The following is a 16825-nucleotide window of genomic DNA, read 5'->3' as shown; positions in this document are numbered from 1 at the left end:
TATCCGGCAAAGCGACACGATCGCAGTTCGTACCCTCGATAGTACCAAATCGATCGTCGCCCGAGGGAGTGAATTGGCTGAATTGGCTAAGGGTCGATCGCGATCGATTTAGGAACTTGACGCGGGCGCAGCAGAAGCATTGTACTCTTTAAACTGAATCACGTCGGCGCCCGGATCGGCATAGGCCACCCGCAGGTTCAGGCGCGATCCCAAGGCAAAGGGCTTCGGGAACCGCCAGACGAACTCCATCCCTAAATCTTCGAGCAAAATCGAGCCGAGGTATTCATCTTCTCGAATCCAGCGCAAGACCAACGCTTGCCACACTTCATCCGCATGGCGGCGCAGGTATTCAATGCACCAGAAGCGATTGGTCTGCCGCTCTACCCAAACCGCTTCTTTGACCACCGAACCGATGCTCATCATCATCTGCTGCATCTGATCGTGGGAAAAGGGTAGGGGATCGCCCCGTAAATGCGCTTTGATTTGGAAGTGAGTCAGCAAATCGCTGTAGCGGCGAATTGGAGACGTGACTTGGGTGTAGGTGTCTAACCCCAAGCTGGAGTGGCGATTGGGGGTCAGGCTCATCTCACTGCGCGGCATACACTTGCGGATGGCGCAGGCCTGTACCGGACCGGGGGGGAGTTGCAGCAGTTCCTCTTCCGAGGGGAGTTCCGGTTGGGATTGGTGGCGGAAGGGAATCGGCAATTTGTGGGTTTGCCCGTAATCGGCGGCCACTTCCCCGGCGAGAATCATCATTTCAGCCACCAGATTTCGGGAAGGGGAGTCTTCGAGGACATCCACGGTCACTTCATCGTTCTTCACCTTGATGCTCGCTTCGGGCATACTGATGAAAATCGAGCCTTGAGATTGTCTCCAGACCCGCCGCTGGGTCGCCCACTGGGACAGGGTCGCAATTTCTGGTTCCGCCTCGATCCCCAATTCGAGCATTTCATCCACATCGTCGTAGGTGAGGCGATAGGTGGGCTTTACGGCGGTGGGGTGAATGCTGTATTCGCTGACTTTGCCCGTTTCGTCGAGAATCACGGCAAAACTCAGGGCGCAGCAGGTTTGTCCCTGATTGAGGCTCATCGGTCCGGTGGCCAACTCCTCGGGCAACATGGGAATCATCCCCGTGGGCAAGTAGACCGTGGTACAGCGGCGACGGGCTTCCAAATCCAGTTCGTCTCCCGGTGACAACCAACGGGTGGGATCGGCGATATGAATCCACAACCGCTGCCGATTGTCGTCGAGATACTCAACGCTCAAACCATCGTCAATTTCGACGGTACTGGCATCGTCAATGGTATAAATCTTCAGGTGGGTTAAATCCAACCGGTTGGTTTCGGGGTCGGGGGGGAGAGATTTCAAACAGCATTGCGCCACATCAAGAACCTGACTAGAGAAATAAGTGGGAAGCCCGGCGCGGCGCAAAAATAGATTTTCGTAGGGACTCCACAGACCCAAATCGACCAACAGATCGAATGCCGCTTGGGAATTGGTCGGTCGCTCCAGGGTTTGTAGCAGTTCCTGGGCGTTGGTGCGATGGGGAGCTTCTTCTCCCAAGGCTGCGAATCGTTCGAGGGTCTCCAGACGCAAGCGATCTCGCTCGTTCCAGTTCCCAGAACCGGTGGCGAGCGCTTGTTGCACCTTCGCCAGAAAATCTTTCCATTCTTGCTCTCGGAGGCGCTCGACCTCAATTTGATGTTTGAGTTCGGCTACTTGAGCGCTCGGACGCGGTTCGTAGCGATCGCCCTTATTTTTAAAATAGATTTTGTCCTCGCACAGCAGACAGTAGGCTGCATAGCATGGTGGAGGACTGCTATCGCTAAATAGCAACTCGGCCATCTCTTGAGGATTGACGGCGGCGCTATCATCGCTGAGAATTTCCCAGGCGACTTCTAAACTCGACGGATCGAGGTAAGTCTCGACATCCTGGCGAAACCGGGCAATATCCGAGCTGGTATAGGTTTGCCCTTCCACAAGGTAGGAAATTTGCTTGGGGGTAAGGGTGCGAGACTGACCGACCTCGTCGATGGCGATCCAGTTTTTTTTCCCCTCGGGACGCTCGAGAACGGCAAGGCGACGTTCTCCCTGGACGCGAAATTCGATTAGCTGACCTTTCTCCACCCGATCGAGTATCCCCTGTGCGCGATGTCAAACGCCCAACATTATGAGTGGGCGGCTCGACTTTCCAATAACTAGCTGATGCTTGCTGCTCGGTTATCCCTCTTTATTGATAAACGGCAACAACGCTAGAATCCTAGCTCGCTTGATGGAGCGCGTCAAATCGCGCTGCTGCTTTGCGGTCAAACCGGTAATGCGGCGGGGCAGAATTTTGCCTCGCTCCGTGATAAATTTACGCAGCAAATCCACATCTTTGTAATCGATGGGATCGCCCGGTTTGATGGGAGAAACTCGGCGACGGTAAAAAGAAGACATATTTTACGACAGTATCTGAGATCGATTCAATTCACGAATGGTTAGAATGCAGGGGAGACTTGCGAACTCGCTGCGAGCGGCTGGCACTCGTAACGAGGGCGAGAACCTCGCCACCCTATTTCGTTTCCTTGTGTAGGGTATGGCGGTTGCAGTGAGGACAGAACTTCTTGATTTCGAGTCGTCCTGTCGTATTGCGGCGGTTCTTTTGTGTGGTATAGCGAGACACACCCGGCGATCGCTTCGCGACGTTGGTGCGACATTCCGTGCATTCTAGCGTGATAATAATGCGAACGCCTTTAGCCATAACCTTTTAATTTCCCAATTGCTATACGAAATTTAGACGCAACTTCCTATTGTTGCACGCGCTTGCGAATTATCGCAATCCATTTTTTCACCTTCAAATCCAGGGAGTAGCCTCGCCGGGAGCCGACAATTTCCGTACTGCTGGCTCGATCGTGAAACGCGAGCTGATCGGTAGGATCGGCAAAGGCAATCCCGCAATCGATGCCTAGAGGAACGAGCAACAGTAAATACGCCCCATTGACGGGACTCAAATTTGTAAATCCCGTCACCGCCAGCCACGCTCCCAATCCGGCGATGGCTTCTCGCCGGCACAGTTCCGCAAAACTGGGAATCCCCCGATATCGCTCGTCGATGAGCTTGAGATCGAACGCCCAACGACCGGGACTTTGTCCGCGATTGCGCAGGGGAAAAATGACCCGCAAGCCAAACCACGCCACCCAAAAGGAAATCGCCCCCGCCCAGGAGGTTCCCCCCAGCAGCGCGCTCAAAAACCAGGTGGCAAATACATCTACGGCAAACGCCCATCCCCGTCGTCCCAAGGGAATTTTGGGGGCACGAGAACCGGAGGAGGACGCGAGGGCATCATCGTAATCCATAACAAACGGCAATGTCAGCTGACAACTCAATTCTCGATCGCCATCCAAGGCGATCGTTTTTCTTTATTTTAGGGAATGGGGAATGGGGAATGGGGAATGGTTTTGGGTATGGGATCTGAGCATGGCTCGGTCATCGGAAACCGTCTAGATCCCAAGAGTCAGTTGAGTCGCAACACTCAATCTGGGGCTTGACAACCGAGAGATTTTCTGAAACCTTCACCAATGCTCCTCACCAATGGGGAATCGAGGATTCCAGACGTCGATTCGATCCAAACTTCTCTCCCGTGCCCCTCAGCGTTTCCAGCACCCCACCGAATTGAGGGGTGTGTCCCCCGCCCTATTTCGCTCTTGTGCTATGCTGTTTGAGATCGCCAAAGTTGCGATCGATGCCGTCATATTAAGAGCGGAGGTGATGCCCATGCAAGATAGTAGTAATACCAAGGGTCATCAGGTTGGACTTAGCCGGCTGCGTGCCGGGGCTGTTCTCTAAGATCGGCTTGCGTCTGTTAGCAGACTAAATTAAAGTCCGCTGAAGCCAGGCAGAGCTGGAGTTCCTTCCGGCAGTCAGGTTCCAGTCTGAAGACCCGCTAGACCGCTCCTGCTTTTAGAACTTGGGTATTTTCACCCAAACTACCGAGTAGGAGCGGATAGTTATTCTCGAAAATAGCAAAAGGCGATCGCCCAAAAAAGTAAATTGGCTCGCTCGTTAAAACGTTTTAAAGATCGTAACTTTAAGGGTGTCAAATGTCATTGCTCGGTGATGCAGAAATTCAAGAAAAAGCAAGTCTCATCCCTCAATGGAGTGTTGAAGGCAAGTGTCTGACGCGAACGTTCGTGTTTTCGGACTTTGTCCAGGCGATCGAATTCGTGAATCGTCTGGTGGAACCCGCAGAAACGGCCGGACATCATCCGGATCTAGCAATTTCTTACAACAAAGTTTCCGTCAGTCTCACGAGTCACGATGCCGGCGGTTTGACCGAAAAGGACTTTGAACTCGCGCAAGCGCTCTCGAGTTTGTAACGCCAAGGTCGTTGGAGATTCGATCTCGGGCAACGACCCCGAACCTCGGAAGCGTTGCCTTGTGCGAAAAAAGAGAGGCTTCCCACTCTCACGGTTATCTCTTTGTCCGTGGTTTGCGATCGCCCACAGACAAAGTTAGGCGTTGAGGACGAAGAAAATGCCCTCGATCGTCGCGGGGGAATCTTAAGTCTCTCGGATTGTTTATTTTTGAACGGTCATGACAGCAAACAACCCAGAGCTTTTACCCCAATCAACTCCACCGATGTCTGCCGATCGCACTCAACCGATTGGGAAATTACTTGAAATTGGGGTCGCCCTTTCTGGAAGCTACAAGTTGGGCGAGCTGTTGAATCTGATTTTATCCAAAAGTCGGGAGATTACCTGTAGCGATGCGGGCAGCGTCTATCTCGTCGATCGCAGTGACTCCCAACCCAAACTCCTCTTCAAAGCGGCCCAGAATGCCTCGCGACCGTTTGTGTCGTTTCGAGAATTCGCCATTCCCCTCACCGACGAAAGTTTGGCTGGATACGTGGCACTCACCGGAGAAAGCCTTAATATCCCCGATGCCTATTTCCTACCCCCGGAAGCGCCCTACCACCTAAACCGCAATTTCGATCAGGATATCGGCTATCGGACCCGATCGGTATTAGTCCTGCCCATGCGCGATCGCAAAGGGGAAACCATCGGCGTTTTGCAACTGCTCAATCGCAAGAAAAAGCCGGAGTTTTTACTCAAACCCGAAAACGTTCAAGAAGTCGTGCAGCCGTTTTCCGATTGGGAAGAGCGAGTGGTGCGATCGCTGGCCTCTCAAGCCGGCATTTCCATCGAGCGCGATCGCATCCAGCAAGAAATCGAGCTGCTGTTCGAGGGATTCGTCAAAGCCTCCACGGAAGCGATCGAAGCCCGAGATCCATCGATGGCGGGGCATGCCGAACGAGTGTCTCGACTGGTCGTCCGCCTATGCGAAGAAATCAACAACGTCACAACCGGCTCGTTGCGACGGGTTTGTTTTAGCGAGGGTCAACTCCAAGAAATGCACTACGCCGCCCGTCTCTACGATTGCGGCAAACTCGGCGTTCCCGAAGCGATCCTGACCAAATCGAAAAAGTTGCATCCCGAACAATTCGCCCTTCTTCGCGAGCGATTTAACTTCGCACGGCGCACGTTGGAGTTGGAATGCGCGCGATCGAAATACGAGTTGATTCTCAAGCAAAAGGATGCCGAGGCGGGCGTTTGCGCGTCTCCACTGGACGAAAAGCTCGACGAAAAACTCGGCGCGTCTCTGGCCAAACTCGATCGATACTGGCAAACCATCGAACGCGCTAACGAACCCCAGAAACTCTCGGGGGAACTGCTTGGAGAACTCCAAGAAATGACCCAGTACACCTACGAGAACCTCGAGGGGGATCGGGAGCCGTTGATTCGCAACAGCGAACTCGAACAACTGAGTTTGGAAAAAGGCAATTTAACCCCCAAGGAACGGGAGCAAATGGAAGCTCACGTCACCTATTCCTACCAGTTCCTCCAACAGATTCCCTGGACGAAAAACTTGGCTCAAGTGCCTGAGATTGCCTACGCCCATCACGAAAAGCTAGACGGGAGCGGCTATCCGAGAGGTTTGAAGGAGAAAGAAATTCCCTTCGAGTCACAAGTATTAGCCATTGCCGATATTTACGATGCCCTCACCGCAGGCGATCGCCCCTACAAACCCGGATTGCCCGTTGCTGACGCTTTAGACATTTTGCGCCAGGAAGCTCGGGACAACAAACTGAACCGAGAATTGTTCGAGCTATTTGAAGAGCGCCAAGTTTTTTCGGTTCTCGGACATACCCTGGTATCTGACGAGGAGAAATAGCTCGTTGCAAAAGAGGCAAGGGAGAAAGGGAAAAAGCCGACGAGGGTATGCTTTGATAGCGCAACCCCTGCGCTGTGCTTTGTCCGCAGTTTATTGACCCGATCGATGAAACATGCTTTTTCTATTAGACATCTGGAGGAAAAGAGGGAACGGGGAACGGGGAACAGGGGGAAGAATTGATGGTTTCAATATGAAAATTGATTGCAATTTTCATTTTTGGAGATGTCTATTAGACATCTAGTAGAAATCAAAAACGTGAAGCGCGGGTGAAGCAGAGTAGGGATAATGCCCAGTGGAACTAAAATTCCACGATTGGAGGTGGATGGAAAAGAGCGATTCGAGCTCCTTGAGATGAAGGTGAACGTAGGGATACTCAAATTCGGATTCACCAGAATCGATGATGATGCTTTTCTATTCCCCACACCCCACACCCAGTACCATCAAGCCCGATCTTGTCCCATTCGCTGCAACCACTCTTCCAAAGCCGCGCTCATCTGTTTCAAGGTTTGGGAAGACACAGAAACGTTGAGAGTTTTCTCGCTCCATTTGGCTAGGGTTTTGAGCAAAGACTCTCTGGCTCGTTGGAGGCGGCGAGAAACGGTATATTGCTTGATATCGAACTGTTTGGCAATTTCCTGTTGTGTGAGTCCATCTTGGTAGTACCGTTGCAAAATCTCTCGCACCTCCGGCTTGAGTTGTGCCATGGCAGTGGTGAGAACGTCATCAATTTTGGCCTGTTGAGATTGTCGGTGTTGCACCTCTTCTCGGGCGACGAGATCGTCTAACACCGACTGACGAGCAATGGAGAGTCCAGCCCCAGAATCAAATCCAGGAACATCTAGGGTCGTTTTTTGGGGATATAAATAGCTTCGGGCTTGGCTGGCGCATTCCGCGAGCCATTTTTCGAGGGTTTCGGCATCGATGGGTTCGCCGGGTTCGCTCAGTTGGGTGCGGCGATCGCGATTGTACTGCTGGGCGATCGCTTCCCAGGTGGCGAGATCGGGTTTGGGTAGCTGCCGGGTTCCCGTGGCTTGAGTGGGTGCGTACAGGGCTTTGAAACACCGCCATGCTAGTTGGTAGCGGGCGATGGTTTCGGGGGCGAATCCGCCATTTTGGAGGGATTCGAGGGATCTTTTGTAACTGAGCTTGCGCAACAGCGCCCAATTCGTGCACAGATCCGTTTCTCGGCGCTGGCGTAAGGTGTCTTTAATCGCTGATTTGAAAACGATACTGGCATAGTCTTTTAAGCTCGATCCTCGGTTGCGCTCGAACCCTTGAAGGACCCGATTCACCGCCACCAGTGCCATTTGAAAGTAGTCTGAGAGCTGGTACTGTTCGCTGGCAAAGCGAGTTCCGATTTTGTAAGCCACCCAGTAGCTGGCCTCTTGTAAATAGGCGAGCAAATGCGCTCTGGCGATACCTTGAGGTTCTTTTTGCCAATGTTTGTGCCAGTAGAGAACCCAAAAGTCTTCCGATGGGGGCGTTCGATCGGATTGCTTTAGACTCTTTTCCATACTTCGCCGCAGTTTGAAGTCCGTCACCCAAGTTTGAAAGCGATCGGCCTCAAATTGCACGAAAGTGGAAAAAATTTCAATCAAGGTTTGACGAGAGCGCATAGTATCGGATGGAGTGAGGTCATTTCAACGAAAGCAGAGGAAGAAAGAGCGTTCAGACCGTCGAGTGCTTTGAGTTGCGATCGTTTTGATGGCAGTCTCAAAGGGGCGATCGCCATCAAACCCAGACTACTGTATTTTGCAAGACAATCGACTCTCCAACCCACAATCTTCAGGAGTCTCCCCAAACGACGGGTGGGTCGTTACCGCAACCACTCAAGGTGCGATCGTCTTGTGCGTGCCAACCCGCCATCTTTGACTCTTTCTCTAGTATCAACCTCTTTCTTGACACTCTCCCGGAATGAATGTGCGCGATCGGTGGGGGAGATTCTTGATTCGACGAAGTGAGCTTAGAAATCTTACGCTTCTCCACTCATGGTGCAGATGGAGGAAGCTGAGTCTTGCGCGCGCATCTCGAGTCGGAGTTAATAGTTGGCTCGTCTTTGGACTGTGGTTGCACTCAAAACTGCCTCTCCAGACCAGATCTCCAACAATATAATAGACCCAAGAGAGTTTCTCTTGGGTCCGGTTTTTATAAATATATTGATGAGTCAGCCTTTATTAAGTGGCTAACGCTTTTTGAAACGAATCAAGCCGAATCGGCTTTGATTTATTTACAAGGAATAATGTAACGATAGAATGTGAGGATTTTGTGAGAAAGTCTTATCTGTAACAATTCTCAATTTTATTGTCTTGGAAGGGGGTTTAACCCCTCGATGGTAGCAATCGAGCGCCCCTTTATGTTAAGGCGGAGTTTTGGCTCGTGTGGAAAAGACAGAATCATTTTATTTTTGAGTGGCTTGACTTTTTGAGGATTTTCCCTCGAGACTCAAAATTCGACCCCAAGATTCGACGCCAAGGGGCCAACGTTTACTGTTTAAACCGTTCCTTCGCCGCTTCAAACGCCTCCCGCATCACGGCCTGAATCTTCTCGGGATCGGGTTTCTTGCCTCCCATCAAATCGCCGAAGTACACGCAAGCCCCTTCACCTAACGCCCACGTATATCCGGCGGCCCAAGATGCGGCGATCGCACTGCCGAAACCGGGAACGAACTTTACCAACTCCCGTCCGATTGCCTGGGCGGCAAATCCTCCGGCGATCGCACTCACGACCCCGCCAGCCTGAGACCGACTCAAGGTTTGCCCGTACAATTTCCCCAGCAATCCCACCAGGGACACTTGCAACGCCGTCAGAACTGGCATCGTCGCCAGGGGAAGGGGAACCGCTGCGAGAGTTGCAGCCATTATCGAAAAAGGCAGAATATAGCGACGACCCGCCTCTCGATACAAATCCCCCAGTTGTTCTCCCGCTTCCTTATCCAAAAGCTGATACATGGCGCGGGCTTCGGCTTCGGGCAGTAAGTCGGCCAGGGCATCGCGAAACGCTTCCAAACCGTAGAATACTGGGGTGTAGCCATCTTCTTCTAGGGTAAAGTCGATCGCCACTGCCCGATCGAATAATTTGGCAAATGTACTTTCCATTTCCCCAAAAGCCCGCGTCACATCTTCAATTTCCGGGGGATAGGGAGGATGGTTATCCACCGTCGCTGGATAGACTTCATGCAAACAAGTCACCGCCAGCAAGCAGGGAATATCGGGGTAGGCATCCCGCAGTTTCCGGACAATTTCCCCCAAGGTATCGGTGGCGAAGTCGTTAATTTTTACCGTCAGAATCAAGATGTGCGCCCGATCGCGATTTTGCTGCAAGTCTTGAACCAGTTCTTCGACGATCGCATCGGTCTCCCGTTCCACATCCCCCAATCCAACGGTATCGGTAAAAATAATCAGGGGTAAATCGTTCGATGGGTAGGCGTAGCGTTCGGTATGTTGGGTGTGGGGGCGAAATCCCTGACCGATAATTTCTGCGGATACCCCCGTTAGTCCCCGGACGATCGAGCTTTTACCCGCCTGGGGTTTGCCAATGAGGAGGGCTTCGGTGGTGGGAAGTTCGGCGCGTACGGTTTCTAAGATGTCAGCGACTCGTTCTTCGCTGACGTTAAACCATTCGAGTGCTTTTTGAGTGGCTTTCGAGATCGGCGTGGCAATGCGATCGGTTGCGTCGTTCAACCCCCGCGCGAGACGCTCTTTCCAGTTTTTTTCCGATGGCTTGGCTGGAGAATTTGACGATGGTGGATTCGCATCGCGTTTTTCGGTCATGGAGGAAATCTTGGAGATCGGTCGAGATGCTTCGCGGCGCTGACCCGAGTTCCAGATCGACCGGAGAAACACCTGGGACCATTTTATCTGAAGTCGCTGAAGGATCGAGATTCGGTAATCCGTTCCCATTTTTGAGATCGCAACGTCAGTTTTGGTTCGGCAATCGCTTTTTTCGATCGTGACTCGATATCTATGTCGGAAGATCGCCCACGGCTTCTGGATTCTGAACCGATCTCCACTCTTCATATCGCGATCGAGAATGACGATATGAGAGTTGGGCTGAAAAAGCTTTGAAAAACGTTGAAGATGGATGGTAGTTTTGGCGAAAAAACTTAGACAAGAGGAACGGTTGCGCTCGATCGTCTGAGGGGATTGACGGGAGGTAACGCTCGGCATTTCCGGTCCAAACAAGATCGGGTGCGTACATCTCTACAATTTCTCGATAAAAGACCGGAGAGCGGATATAAAGAACATCAAACCAGAAACTCTGTACCTCATGACTATGAGAAGTGCTATATCAGGAGGATGACCTTTTCGAGCGCCGAATCCCACTCAAGCCGAACAATCCTAAACCTAAAACGAAGGAAGGTTCGGGTACAGATTCTGAATTTTCAACCGCTTCAGGCACCACTGTACTCACCGAGCCACTTTTAATAAAAACCGCAGAGTCTAAGAGAGCATCGCTCACATCTTTGATGCGAATACTGAGAGTATTTTGAGAATTTTGTGCCAACAGTCCTTCAAAAGTCAGAACCTGAGTATAGCCATCAAGTTTTGTTTGAGTATTTTCTCCAATCGGATTATCGATATAATCGAGATGAAAGAATTCGGGTTCGGGTTGGGGAATCAGATTATTAATCGAAACGGCTTGCCCATCACTTAAACGTGCTAAGTTTGTGCCATTGAGCAATAACTCGAAAGAATCATTAAATTTATCGCCTCCAAATTCAATAAATTCTTCCGAACCAAATACATATTGAAAAAATATTTTTTCTGCGGTGGAGTCAGCTTTAAAGGTAATATCCAGTTGAGCTAAGTCGAAAGAATTTGCATCATTTCCCGGTTCTTTTAAGTCGAAACTTAAATCCGAACCACTGATAAAATCATTATCGCCCCGATTTTCTCCTGGGATTCGATCGACTCTGCCCGTACTCAAGACAACCCCCGAACCTAAATTTAAGGGATTTCCTTCAAATAATCCAAAACTGCGTGCATCACCGGATATTGAAATTGAAAAGTCACTCAATCCCGTCGTATCTCCGAGTAATGCACTCAATAAATCTTCAGAGTTATTATTTTGAGTAATCGTAAAAGCTAGACTCGGTATGCTAAAAGCTGTGGTCGATAAAGTTGTGGCAAAAGCTAAAGATGTGACCGTTCGATCGAAAAGTTTCATGATGAAATAGATGCCTCATTTAATGTAAAAACAATCTGAAATAATAGAGTGGAGAATGCCGATCGACTCACGGGGTTGCTTATGCGTATTTACACGTATAAGTGACAGTTTAACAACAAATTTCTCCAACTATACTGGGAATAACACGAGGATATCAGATAAAAATTAGCAATTTTTCAATTGTTTGCGTGATTGCACGTAAGTTATTATCCCCATGATTCTCCAAAAAATCAGTAAAAATGCGTAAACTTTATCAAAATCTTGAAAAAAACGAAGCATCGTAAAGACTTGATGAAGCTCATAACCTATGTAATGACAGTCAAGTTTGGGTCGTGAAACCGGAATCCTCTCGCTTGCCCGAACATCCTCTCGGGTTGTATTGTTCGAGCCGCGAATGGGTATCTATGTCACTATTCCGTCGCGAAAAGTTAAATCCTAAAAATGACAAACTTGAGTGATGTCACCCTCCGGCGAAATGACCCGAGATTTAACGAAAACTCCGGTCATCAAAATAGTGAGAAGTTGCCAAATGCTGACATCGATAGCTCAAGTGCGATCGCCGTTACTGGCATTGTTCGAAGCCAAGTTTATATTAGTAGAGAAAGTCAACTCATAAAGACTCGCACACTTGCAAAAGCAAATGATGAACGCTACCTCACCTCAAACTCCCCACCGCGTCGTAATTGTTGGCGGTGGTTTTGGAGGGCTTTATGCGGCCAAAAATCTCGGTCGCGCCGACGTGAAAGTCACCCTGGTAGACAAACGCAACTTTCACCTGTTCCAACCTTTGCTGTACCAAGTGGCGACGGGAACCCTCTCCCCAGCAGATATTGCTTCACCTCTGCGGTTGGTACTCAGAAAAAATAAAAATACCGAAGTCCTTCTCGACGAAGTTACCGATATCGATCCCAGCGCTCAAACGATTTCCCTGGGCAGCGACAAAACTCTCGAATACGATACCCTGGTGGTGGCAACGGGGGTCAGCCATCATTACTTCGGCAACGACCAATGGCAAGATCGCGCCCCCGGTTTGAAAACCGTCGAAGATGCCCTAGAAATGCGGCGACGGATTTACCATGCCTTTGAAGAAGCCGAAAAAGAAACCGATCCCAAACAGCGGCAGGAGTGGTTGACCTTCGTTATCGTCGGCGGCGGCCCCACGGGAGTCGAACTAGCTGGGGCGATCGGGGAACTCGCTTTTCACATTGTTCCGGAAGATTTCCGCAGCGTCGATACCACCGAAGCCCGCATCCTTCTGGTGGAAGGCATGGATCGGGTACTGCCTCCCTACCCTCCGGAACTTTCGGCAAAAGCCCAAACCGCCCTCACCAAACTGGGGGTAATGGTGCAAACCAACACCATGGTGACGGAGATTGACGAGAATGGGGTAACGATGCGTCGAGGAGAAGAGATCGATCGCGTCGAAGCCAAAACCATTTTGTGGGCCGCTGGGGTAAAAGCCTCGAAAATGGGGCGGATACTCGCCGAGAAAACCGGAGTGGAACTCGATCGCGCCGGACGAGTCATCGTCGAACCGGATTTAAGCCTGGCCAAACACCCGAACATCTTCGCCATCGGGGATTTAGCCCACTTCGCCCACCAAAGCGATCGCCCCCTTCCCGGCGTGGCCCCCGTTGCTGTCGCGATGGGTGAATACGTCGCCAAGCAAATCTTACAGAAAATGCAAGGCAAAACCCTCGGGGCATTTAAATATGTCGATCGCGGTAGCCTCGCGGTCATCGGACAAAACGAAGCCGTCGTCGATTTGGGATTCGTCCGCCTCTCCGGATTTTTAGCTTGGCTGATTTGGGTTTTCGCCCACATTTACTATCTCATCGAGTTCGACAACAAACTGGTGGTGATGGTGCAATGGGGTTGGAACTACATCACCCAAGGACGCGGTGCGCGGTTGATTACCGGAGAAGACGATCTCTTGCCCCTGAAAGTGGAGTTGCAAGATAGCGATCGACCCACAGTGACTAGCGATCGATAAACGGTAACCGGCGATCGGATCGATTATCGGGACCAAACATTAGATGTAGGGGCGCGCGCATTTGGCAGGTGACTTCAAAGGAAAACGACACCGATAAGCCCAAATGCGCGCGCCCTTATTTTTCGATCGCCATTCGCAAGTTGTCCCGAAAAGCAAGTTGCATAAAAGCGAGGAAACCTCCCGATAACTATTCCGGGATGAGTCAAAATACCCATACCACTTGCAAGCAATTTTGCGAAAACGACGATCGTGAAAAACGTACCTCGCTCTACCATTTTTTCTGTAGCCTTATCCCAACTCATTGCAATATTGGGATTTGCCCCCGTCACTCGCGCATCCTCGGTGATGCCGCCAGCGAGTGAATATGCCATTGAGTTTCATCATCCAGAAGATCGCGGCGCACCAGATGTTGCCGTTGGAGGTGTGACTCGGTGCGGTTCTAAATTTACACCACTCCTCCCTTATGATGTCAGTAAAGATTACGGCGATTTTCTCCGTCTCCACTTCAGTTTGACCGTTCGCCCCAATCCTACGTTCTGGCTGCGGACTCTCAAGACGATGTCAGAAATGTATTTTTACATATATGAGTACGATACCGAAGGAAGAGGACAAGACGGCGAACTCATTTACGAAACATCATTAGATGTACCGAGCACAGAAAGTTTTTTCAGTATCCCAGTGCCTCCAGATGTTGCCCTCGAACCGGGTAAAACCTATCGCTGGTATATGGATGGTCTCATAGGAAACTATCTCACGGCTGAAATTGTTTCCTATTCTGGCTGGATCGAACGGGTTGAGGTGTCTCCAACTCTCCGAAAACAATTAGTCTTGGCAAACACTCCCCTCGATCGCGCCCGAGTCTATGCAGAAGCGGGAATTTGGCACGATGCCTTTGATATTTTGGTGCAAGAACGACGCTTGGGAGATACCCCAGAATTGGAAGCGGAATGGAAAGAATTTTTGATGTCGGCTGATTTTGCCGAATATGTCACGCAGATTCCGTTACTCGATTGCTGTCGCGATCGCGCCTCTGAACCTCGATAATTCTCATGCCAATTTTCGGAGAATTCCGAATCACCCACAACACTTGTAAGCAACCGTATCAAGATCGTGATTTCCATCGACCGATTTCGCTTTGCCGTTTTTTCTTGGGCATTCTCCCAACTCATTGCCACCTTGGGATTTGCCCCCATCACTCGTGCTTCCTCAGTGATGCCGTTAGGGAATGAATATGCGATCGAGTTCAATCATCCAGATCGCGGCGCACCGGATGTTGTCATCGGAGGTGCGACTCGGTGCCCTCCCAGCTTTTCGTTCACACCACTGCTTCCCATCGATACCAGCCGCGACTATGGCGATATTTCCCCTCCATACTTCAGTTTGACCGTTCGTCCCAATCCTACATTTTGGTTACATGTTCCTAAGAACGTCACAGAAATTGTGTTTGAAATCTTTGAGTACGATACTGCAGGACGCGAAGGACGGGGAAAAGATGGCGCACTTATCTATTCAACATTCTTGGACGTGCCGAACGCAGACAGTTTTGTGAGTTTCTCCCTGCCTTCGGATGTTGACCTCCAACCCGGTAAAATCTATCGTTGGTATATGGACATTGTTGTTGGCCATGGTAGAGATTTAGAGATCGTCTCGACACCGGGCTGGATCGAACGGGTTGAGGTCTCCCCAGAACTGGGCCGCGAATTAGCCAGGGTCAAAACATCCCTCGATCGCGCCCGAGTTTATGCAGAAGCGGGAATTTGGCACGATGCCTTCGAGATTCTCGTGCAAGAGGAACGCTTGGAAGATACCCCAGAACTGGAAGCGGAATGGGAAGAACTGTTGAGATCGGCTTTAGGAGAACAGCTCCCATTGCCAGATGTTCGTGGCTTTTTAAAATGTTGATTGACAATGTTGACGGCACGCTCTGCGATCGCTACGGCGATCGATATAAGCGATAGCGTTGGGGTTGGGGTCGAATCGCAAAGTTAATATACTCTTCGATATTCGTATATCCATCGCCATCGGCATCGAGATTGTTATCCGATCCGTTGTGAGGATTGAGGCCCTGTTGCAGTTCCCAATTATCGGGCATTCCGTCGCGATCGCCATCGACTGGGGCCTCCGATGTCGGTGGTTCGGGCCACCCCCCAACCTCTCGGGGAGAATCGATCATCTCCCCGGTTTCGTTAAAAAAGTCCTCGACCAGTCTACGATCGATGGCATCCCGTTGCGGCCAGATCGCACCAGCCTCTGCTAACACGCGATCTTTGGCCACCGAGGCGGACAACACCCTCGCACCGGATCCGGAAAAAGCCGGTGCGGACACCGGTTGGGGAGCATCGTTCACGTCCACTAACCTGGATTCTCCGACGGGGTCGATAATCGAACCCTCTTCTTCATAAGCATTATCCTCTAGGAACACTTTACTACTCGAAGGCAGTAAGCGAATTCTCAAAGCACGAGGATTCGTCGTACTCGGACCGGGCTTGAGATAATTGCCGATAATATTCACAAATGCCCGATTATTTGTCTCATTAAAGTCTTGAACCTGGATGCTATCTCTGCCCCAGTTATAAATAACGTTATTAATGACTTCAGCGGTATGAACGCTACTTAAAAGTGGGTTGCGTCGATTATTATGCACGAAATAATTATTGAGGACGGAAATATTGCGAGCATGATCGCCAATTAACAAGCCGGCACTATGACTTCCTTGGGGGTGAACGCTATTTTTCAGACCTTCACTGATAATATTCCACTGATAGGTAATATTACGAACCTCATAAACCGTGCTGGCATTTTCATCCACGCCCCAGCTGATGGAACAACGATCGATAATGATATCGCGGACACCATCGCCGACAATTTGGATCGAATCGCGTTCTTCGGGTTCGTGTTCGCTCAGATTTTCTCCCGCCCGCAAACGCAAACCCCGGACGATCACATTGGATGCAGCGATTCTCAAGCCCGCATTGCGCAACGTAATTCCACCCGGTGCCGTCTGACCGGCAATGGTCGTTCCTTCGTAGTTGACGCTGACGCGATTTTCCAGGTCGATAATGCCACCCACGCGAAAAATGACGATTTTCTTACCCGGTGTATTCTCGACCGCATCTCGAAAACTGCCCGAACCACTATCGTTGAGGTTGGTCACGAACACAACTTCACCCCCACGACCTCCCGTGGCATTCGCACCAAATCCCTCCGCACCGGGAAAAGCTGGTAAGGCGTGACTCCCAGAGGATGAGATTAACAATTGGATCCCATAGTGGATTGCATAAATGAAAAAAGAGAGTGAAGTTTTCATGGGGGGAGAATTTATTAAAAACCTTCAGGTTCGATCGGGTGAGTAATAGTAGCGATTTGATGATTGTGTTGCTAGACTTCATTTATATTGCCTGCCACATTTGGGAGATTCAACCGTCTTTACCAAAAGTTTATAAATAGTCGCCA

The 16825-nt window shown here is 50.5% G+C and carries 16 protein-coding genes; 7 read left to right on the top strand and 9 right to left on the bottom strand.

Annotated features, from left to right (window positions below; genetic code table 11):
- Positions 1 to 108: 108 nt before the first annotated feature.
- From AC2215_RS16580 to AC2215_RS16565, 4 genes are all read right to left on the bottom strand, one after another.
- The gene (locus AC2215_RS16580; protein WP_486811105.1) at positions 109 to 2127 is read right to left on the bottom strand and encodes a ribonuclease catalytic domain-containing protein; all 2019 of its coding nucleotides are present in this window, start codon (positions 2125 to 2127) and stop codon (positions 109 to 111) included.
- Positions 2128 to 2220: 93 nt separating this feature from the next.
- A complete protein-coding gene (rpsR, locus tag AC2215_RS16575) occupies positions 2221 to 2439 on the bottom strand; it encodes a 30S ribosomal protein S18 (RefSeq protein ID WP_486811104.1) in 219 nt (72 codons plus the stop codon).
- Between the two features lie 115 nt (positions 2440 to 2554).
- The gene (rpmG, locus tag AC2215_RS16570) at positions 2555 to 2743 is read right to left on the bottom strand and encodes a 50S ribosomal protein L33 (protein ID WP_486811103.1); all 189 of its coding nucleotides are present in this window, start codon (positions 2741 to 2743) and stop codon (positions 2555 to 2557) included.
- 46 nt (positions 2744 to 2789) lie between these two features.
- Entirely contained in the window at positions 2790 to 3338 is a 549-nt protein-coding gene (locus AC2215_RS16565) for an RDD family protein (RefSeq protein WP_486811102.1), read from the bottom strand.
- Positions 3339 to 3663: 325 nt separating this feature from the next.
- Here AC2215_RS16565 and AC2215_RS16560 point away from each other — a divergent pair, with 325 nt between their 5' ends.
- The 3 genes from AC2215_RS16560 (at position 3664) to AC2215_RS16550 (ending at position 6213) form a co-directional block, all read left to right on the top strand.
- Positions 3664 to 3828 carry a hypothetical protein gene (locus AC2215_RS16560; RefSeq protein ID WP_486811101.1) on the top strand — a complete coding sequence of 55 codons (165 nt, stop codon included), beginning with the start codon at positions 3664 to 3666 and terminating at the stop codon, positions 3826 to 3828.
- 254 nt (positions 3829 to 4082) lie between these two features.
- The gene (locus AC2215_RS16555) at positions 4083 to 4358 is read left to right on the top strand and encodes a 4a-hydroxytetrahydrobiopterin dehydratase (RefSeq protein ID WP_486811100.1); all 276 of its coding nucleotides are present in this window, start codon (positions 4083 to 4085) and stop codon (positions 4356 to 4358) included.
- A 217-nt stretch (positions 4359 to 4575) separates the two neighbouring features.
- On the top strand, positions 4576 to 6213 hold the full coding sequence (locus AC2215_RS16550) for an HD-GYP domain-containing protein (RefSeq protein WP_486811099.1): 1638 nt from the start codon (positions 4576 to 4578) through the stop codon (positions 6211 to 6213).
- Between the two features lie 440 nt (positions 6214 to 6653).
- Here AC2215_RS16550 and AC2215_RS16545 read toward each other — a convergent pair whose 3' ends face one another.
- Positions 6654 to 7829: a sigma-70 family RNA polymerase sigma factor gene (locus AC2215_RS16545; protein ID WP_486811098.1), complete on the bottom strand. Its 1176-nt coding sequence runs from the start codon at positions 7827 to 7829 to the stop codon at positions 6654 to 6656.
- An 88-nt stretch (positions 7830 to 7917) separates the two neighbouring features.
- On the opposite strand from AC2215_RS16545, the gene AC2215_RS16540 reads away from it, so the two are divergent.
- The gene (locus AC2215_RS16540; protein WP_486811097.1) at positions 7918 to 8085 is read left to right on the top strand and encodes a hypothetical protein; all 168 of its coding nucleotides are present in this window, start codon (positions 7918 to 7920) and stop codon (positions 8083 to 8085) included.
- 611 nt (positions 8086 to 8696) lie between these two features.
- On the opposite strand, the gene AC2215_RS16535 is transcribed toward AC2215_RS16540, so the two are convergent.
- From AC2215_RS16535 to AC2215_RS16525, 3 genes are all read right to left on the bottom strand, one after another.
- On the bottom strand, positions 8697 to 9983 hold the full coding sequence (locus AC2215_RS16535) for a YcjF family protein (RefSeq protein WP_486811096.1): 1287 nt from the start codon (positions 9981 to 9983) through the stop codon (positions 8697 to 8699).
- Between the two features lie 190 nt (positions 9984 to 10173).
- Complete coding sequence (locus tag AC2215_RS16530; protein ID WP_486811095.1) at positions 10174 to 10410, bottom strand: hypothetical protein; 237 nt, start codon at positions 10408 to 10410, stop codon at positions 10174 to 10176.
- A 90-nt stretch (positions 10411 to 10500) separates the two neighbouring features.
- Entirely contained in the window at positions 10501 to 11379 is an 879-nt protein-coding gene (locus AC2215_RS16525) for a choice-of-anchor L domain-containing protein (RefSeq protein ID WP_486811094.1), read from the bottom strand.
- Between the two features lie 640 nt (positions 11380 to 12019).
- Here AC2215_RS16525 and AC2215_RS16520 point away from each other — a divergent pair.
- The 3 genes from AC2215_RS16520 to AC2215_RS16510 all read left to right on the top strand — a co-directional run bounded on the left by AC2215_RS16520 (position 12020) and on the right by AC2215_RS16510 (position 15274).
- The gene (locus AC2215_RS16520; RefSeq protein WP_486811093.1) at positions 12020 to 13372 is read left to right on the top strand and encodes an NAD(P)/FAD-dependent oxidoreductase; all 1353 of its coding nucleotides are present in this window, start codon (positions 12020 to 12022) and stop codon (positions 13370 to 13372) included.
- Between the two features lie 249 nt (positions 13373 to 13621).
- Positions 13622 to 14416, top strand: coding sequence for a DUF928 domain-containing protein (locus AC2215_RS16515; protein ID WP_486811092.1), 795 nt, complete (start codon positions 13622 to 13624; stop codon positions 14414 to 14416).
- Positions 14417 to 14482: 66 nt separating this feature from the next.
- Positions 14483 to 15274 (top strand): DUF928 domain-containing protein, encoded by a 792-nt coding sequence (locus AC2215_RS16510; RefSeq protein ID WP_486811091.1) that lies wholly within the window; start codon positions 14483 to 14485, stop codon positions 15272 to 15274.
- 31 nt (positions 15275 to 15305) lie between these two features.
- On the opposite strand, the gene AC2215_RS16505 is transcribed toward AC2215_RS16510, so the two are convergent.
- Positions 15306 to 16628: a pectate lyase family protein gene (locus tag AC2215_RS16505; RefSeq protein ID WP_486811090.1), complete on the bottom strand. Its 1323-nt coding sequence runs from the start codon at positions 16626 to 16628 to the stop codon at positions 15306 to 15308.
- Between the last annotated feature and the right edge of the window lie 197 nt (positions 16629 to 16825).

This window comes from Zarconia sp., from assembly GCF_057467645.1.
The sequence above is the reverse complement of the archived record's forward strand: the minus strand, read 5'-3'. Positions and strand labels throughout refer to the sequence as shown.

What these genes read in the sequence shown, in the direction of transcription:
- rpsR (WP_486811104.1), bottom strand. Translation starts at nt 2,439, where the DNA reads ATGTCTTCTTTTTACCGTCGCCGAGTTTCTCCCATCAAACCGGGCGAT.
- rpmG (WP_486811103.1), bottom strand. Translation starts at nt 2,743, where the DNA reads ATGGCTAAAGGCGTTCGCATTATTATCACGCTAGAATGCACGGAATGT.
- AC2215_RS16565 (WP_486811102.1), bottom strand. Translation starts at nt 3,338, where the DNA reads ATGGATTACGATGATGCCCTCGCGTCCTCCTCCGGTTCTCGTGCCCCC.
- AC2215_RS16555 (WP_486811100.1), top strand. Translation starts at nt 4,083, where the DNA reads ATGTCATTGCTCGGTGATGCAGAAATTCAAGAAAAAGCAAGTCTCATC.
- AC2215_RS16550 (WP_486811099.1), top strand. Translation starts at nt 4,576, where the DNA reads ATGACAGCAAACAACCCAGAGCTTTTACCCCAATCAACTCCACCGATG.
- AC2215_RS16545 (WP_486811098.1), bottom strand. Translation starts at nt 7,829, where the DNA reads ATGCGCTCTCGTCAAACCTTGATTGAAATTTTTTCCACTTTCGTGCAA.
- AC2215_RS16540 (WP_486811097.1), top strand. Translation starts at nt 7,918, where the DNA reads ATGGCAGTCTCAAAGGGGCGATCGCCATCAAACCCAGACTACTGTATT.
- AC2215_RS16535 (WP_486811096.1), bottom strand. Translation starts at nt 9,983, where the DNA reads ATGACCGAAAAACGCGATGCGAATCCACCATCGTCAAATTCTCCAGCC.
- AC2215_RS16530 (WP_486811095.1), bottom strand. Translation starts at nt 10,410, where the DNA reads ATGTACGCACCCGATCTTGTTTGGACCGGAAATGCCGAGCGTTACCTC.
- AC2215_RS16525 (WP_486811094.1), bottom strand. Translation starts at nt 11,379, where the DNA reads ATGAAACTTTTCGATCGAACGGTCACATCTTTAGCTTTTGCCACAACT.
- AC2215_RS16520 (WP_486811093.1), top strand. Translation starts at nt 12,020, where the DNA reads ATGATGAACGCTACCTCACCTCAAACTCCCCACCGCGTCGTAATTGTT.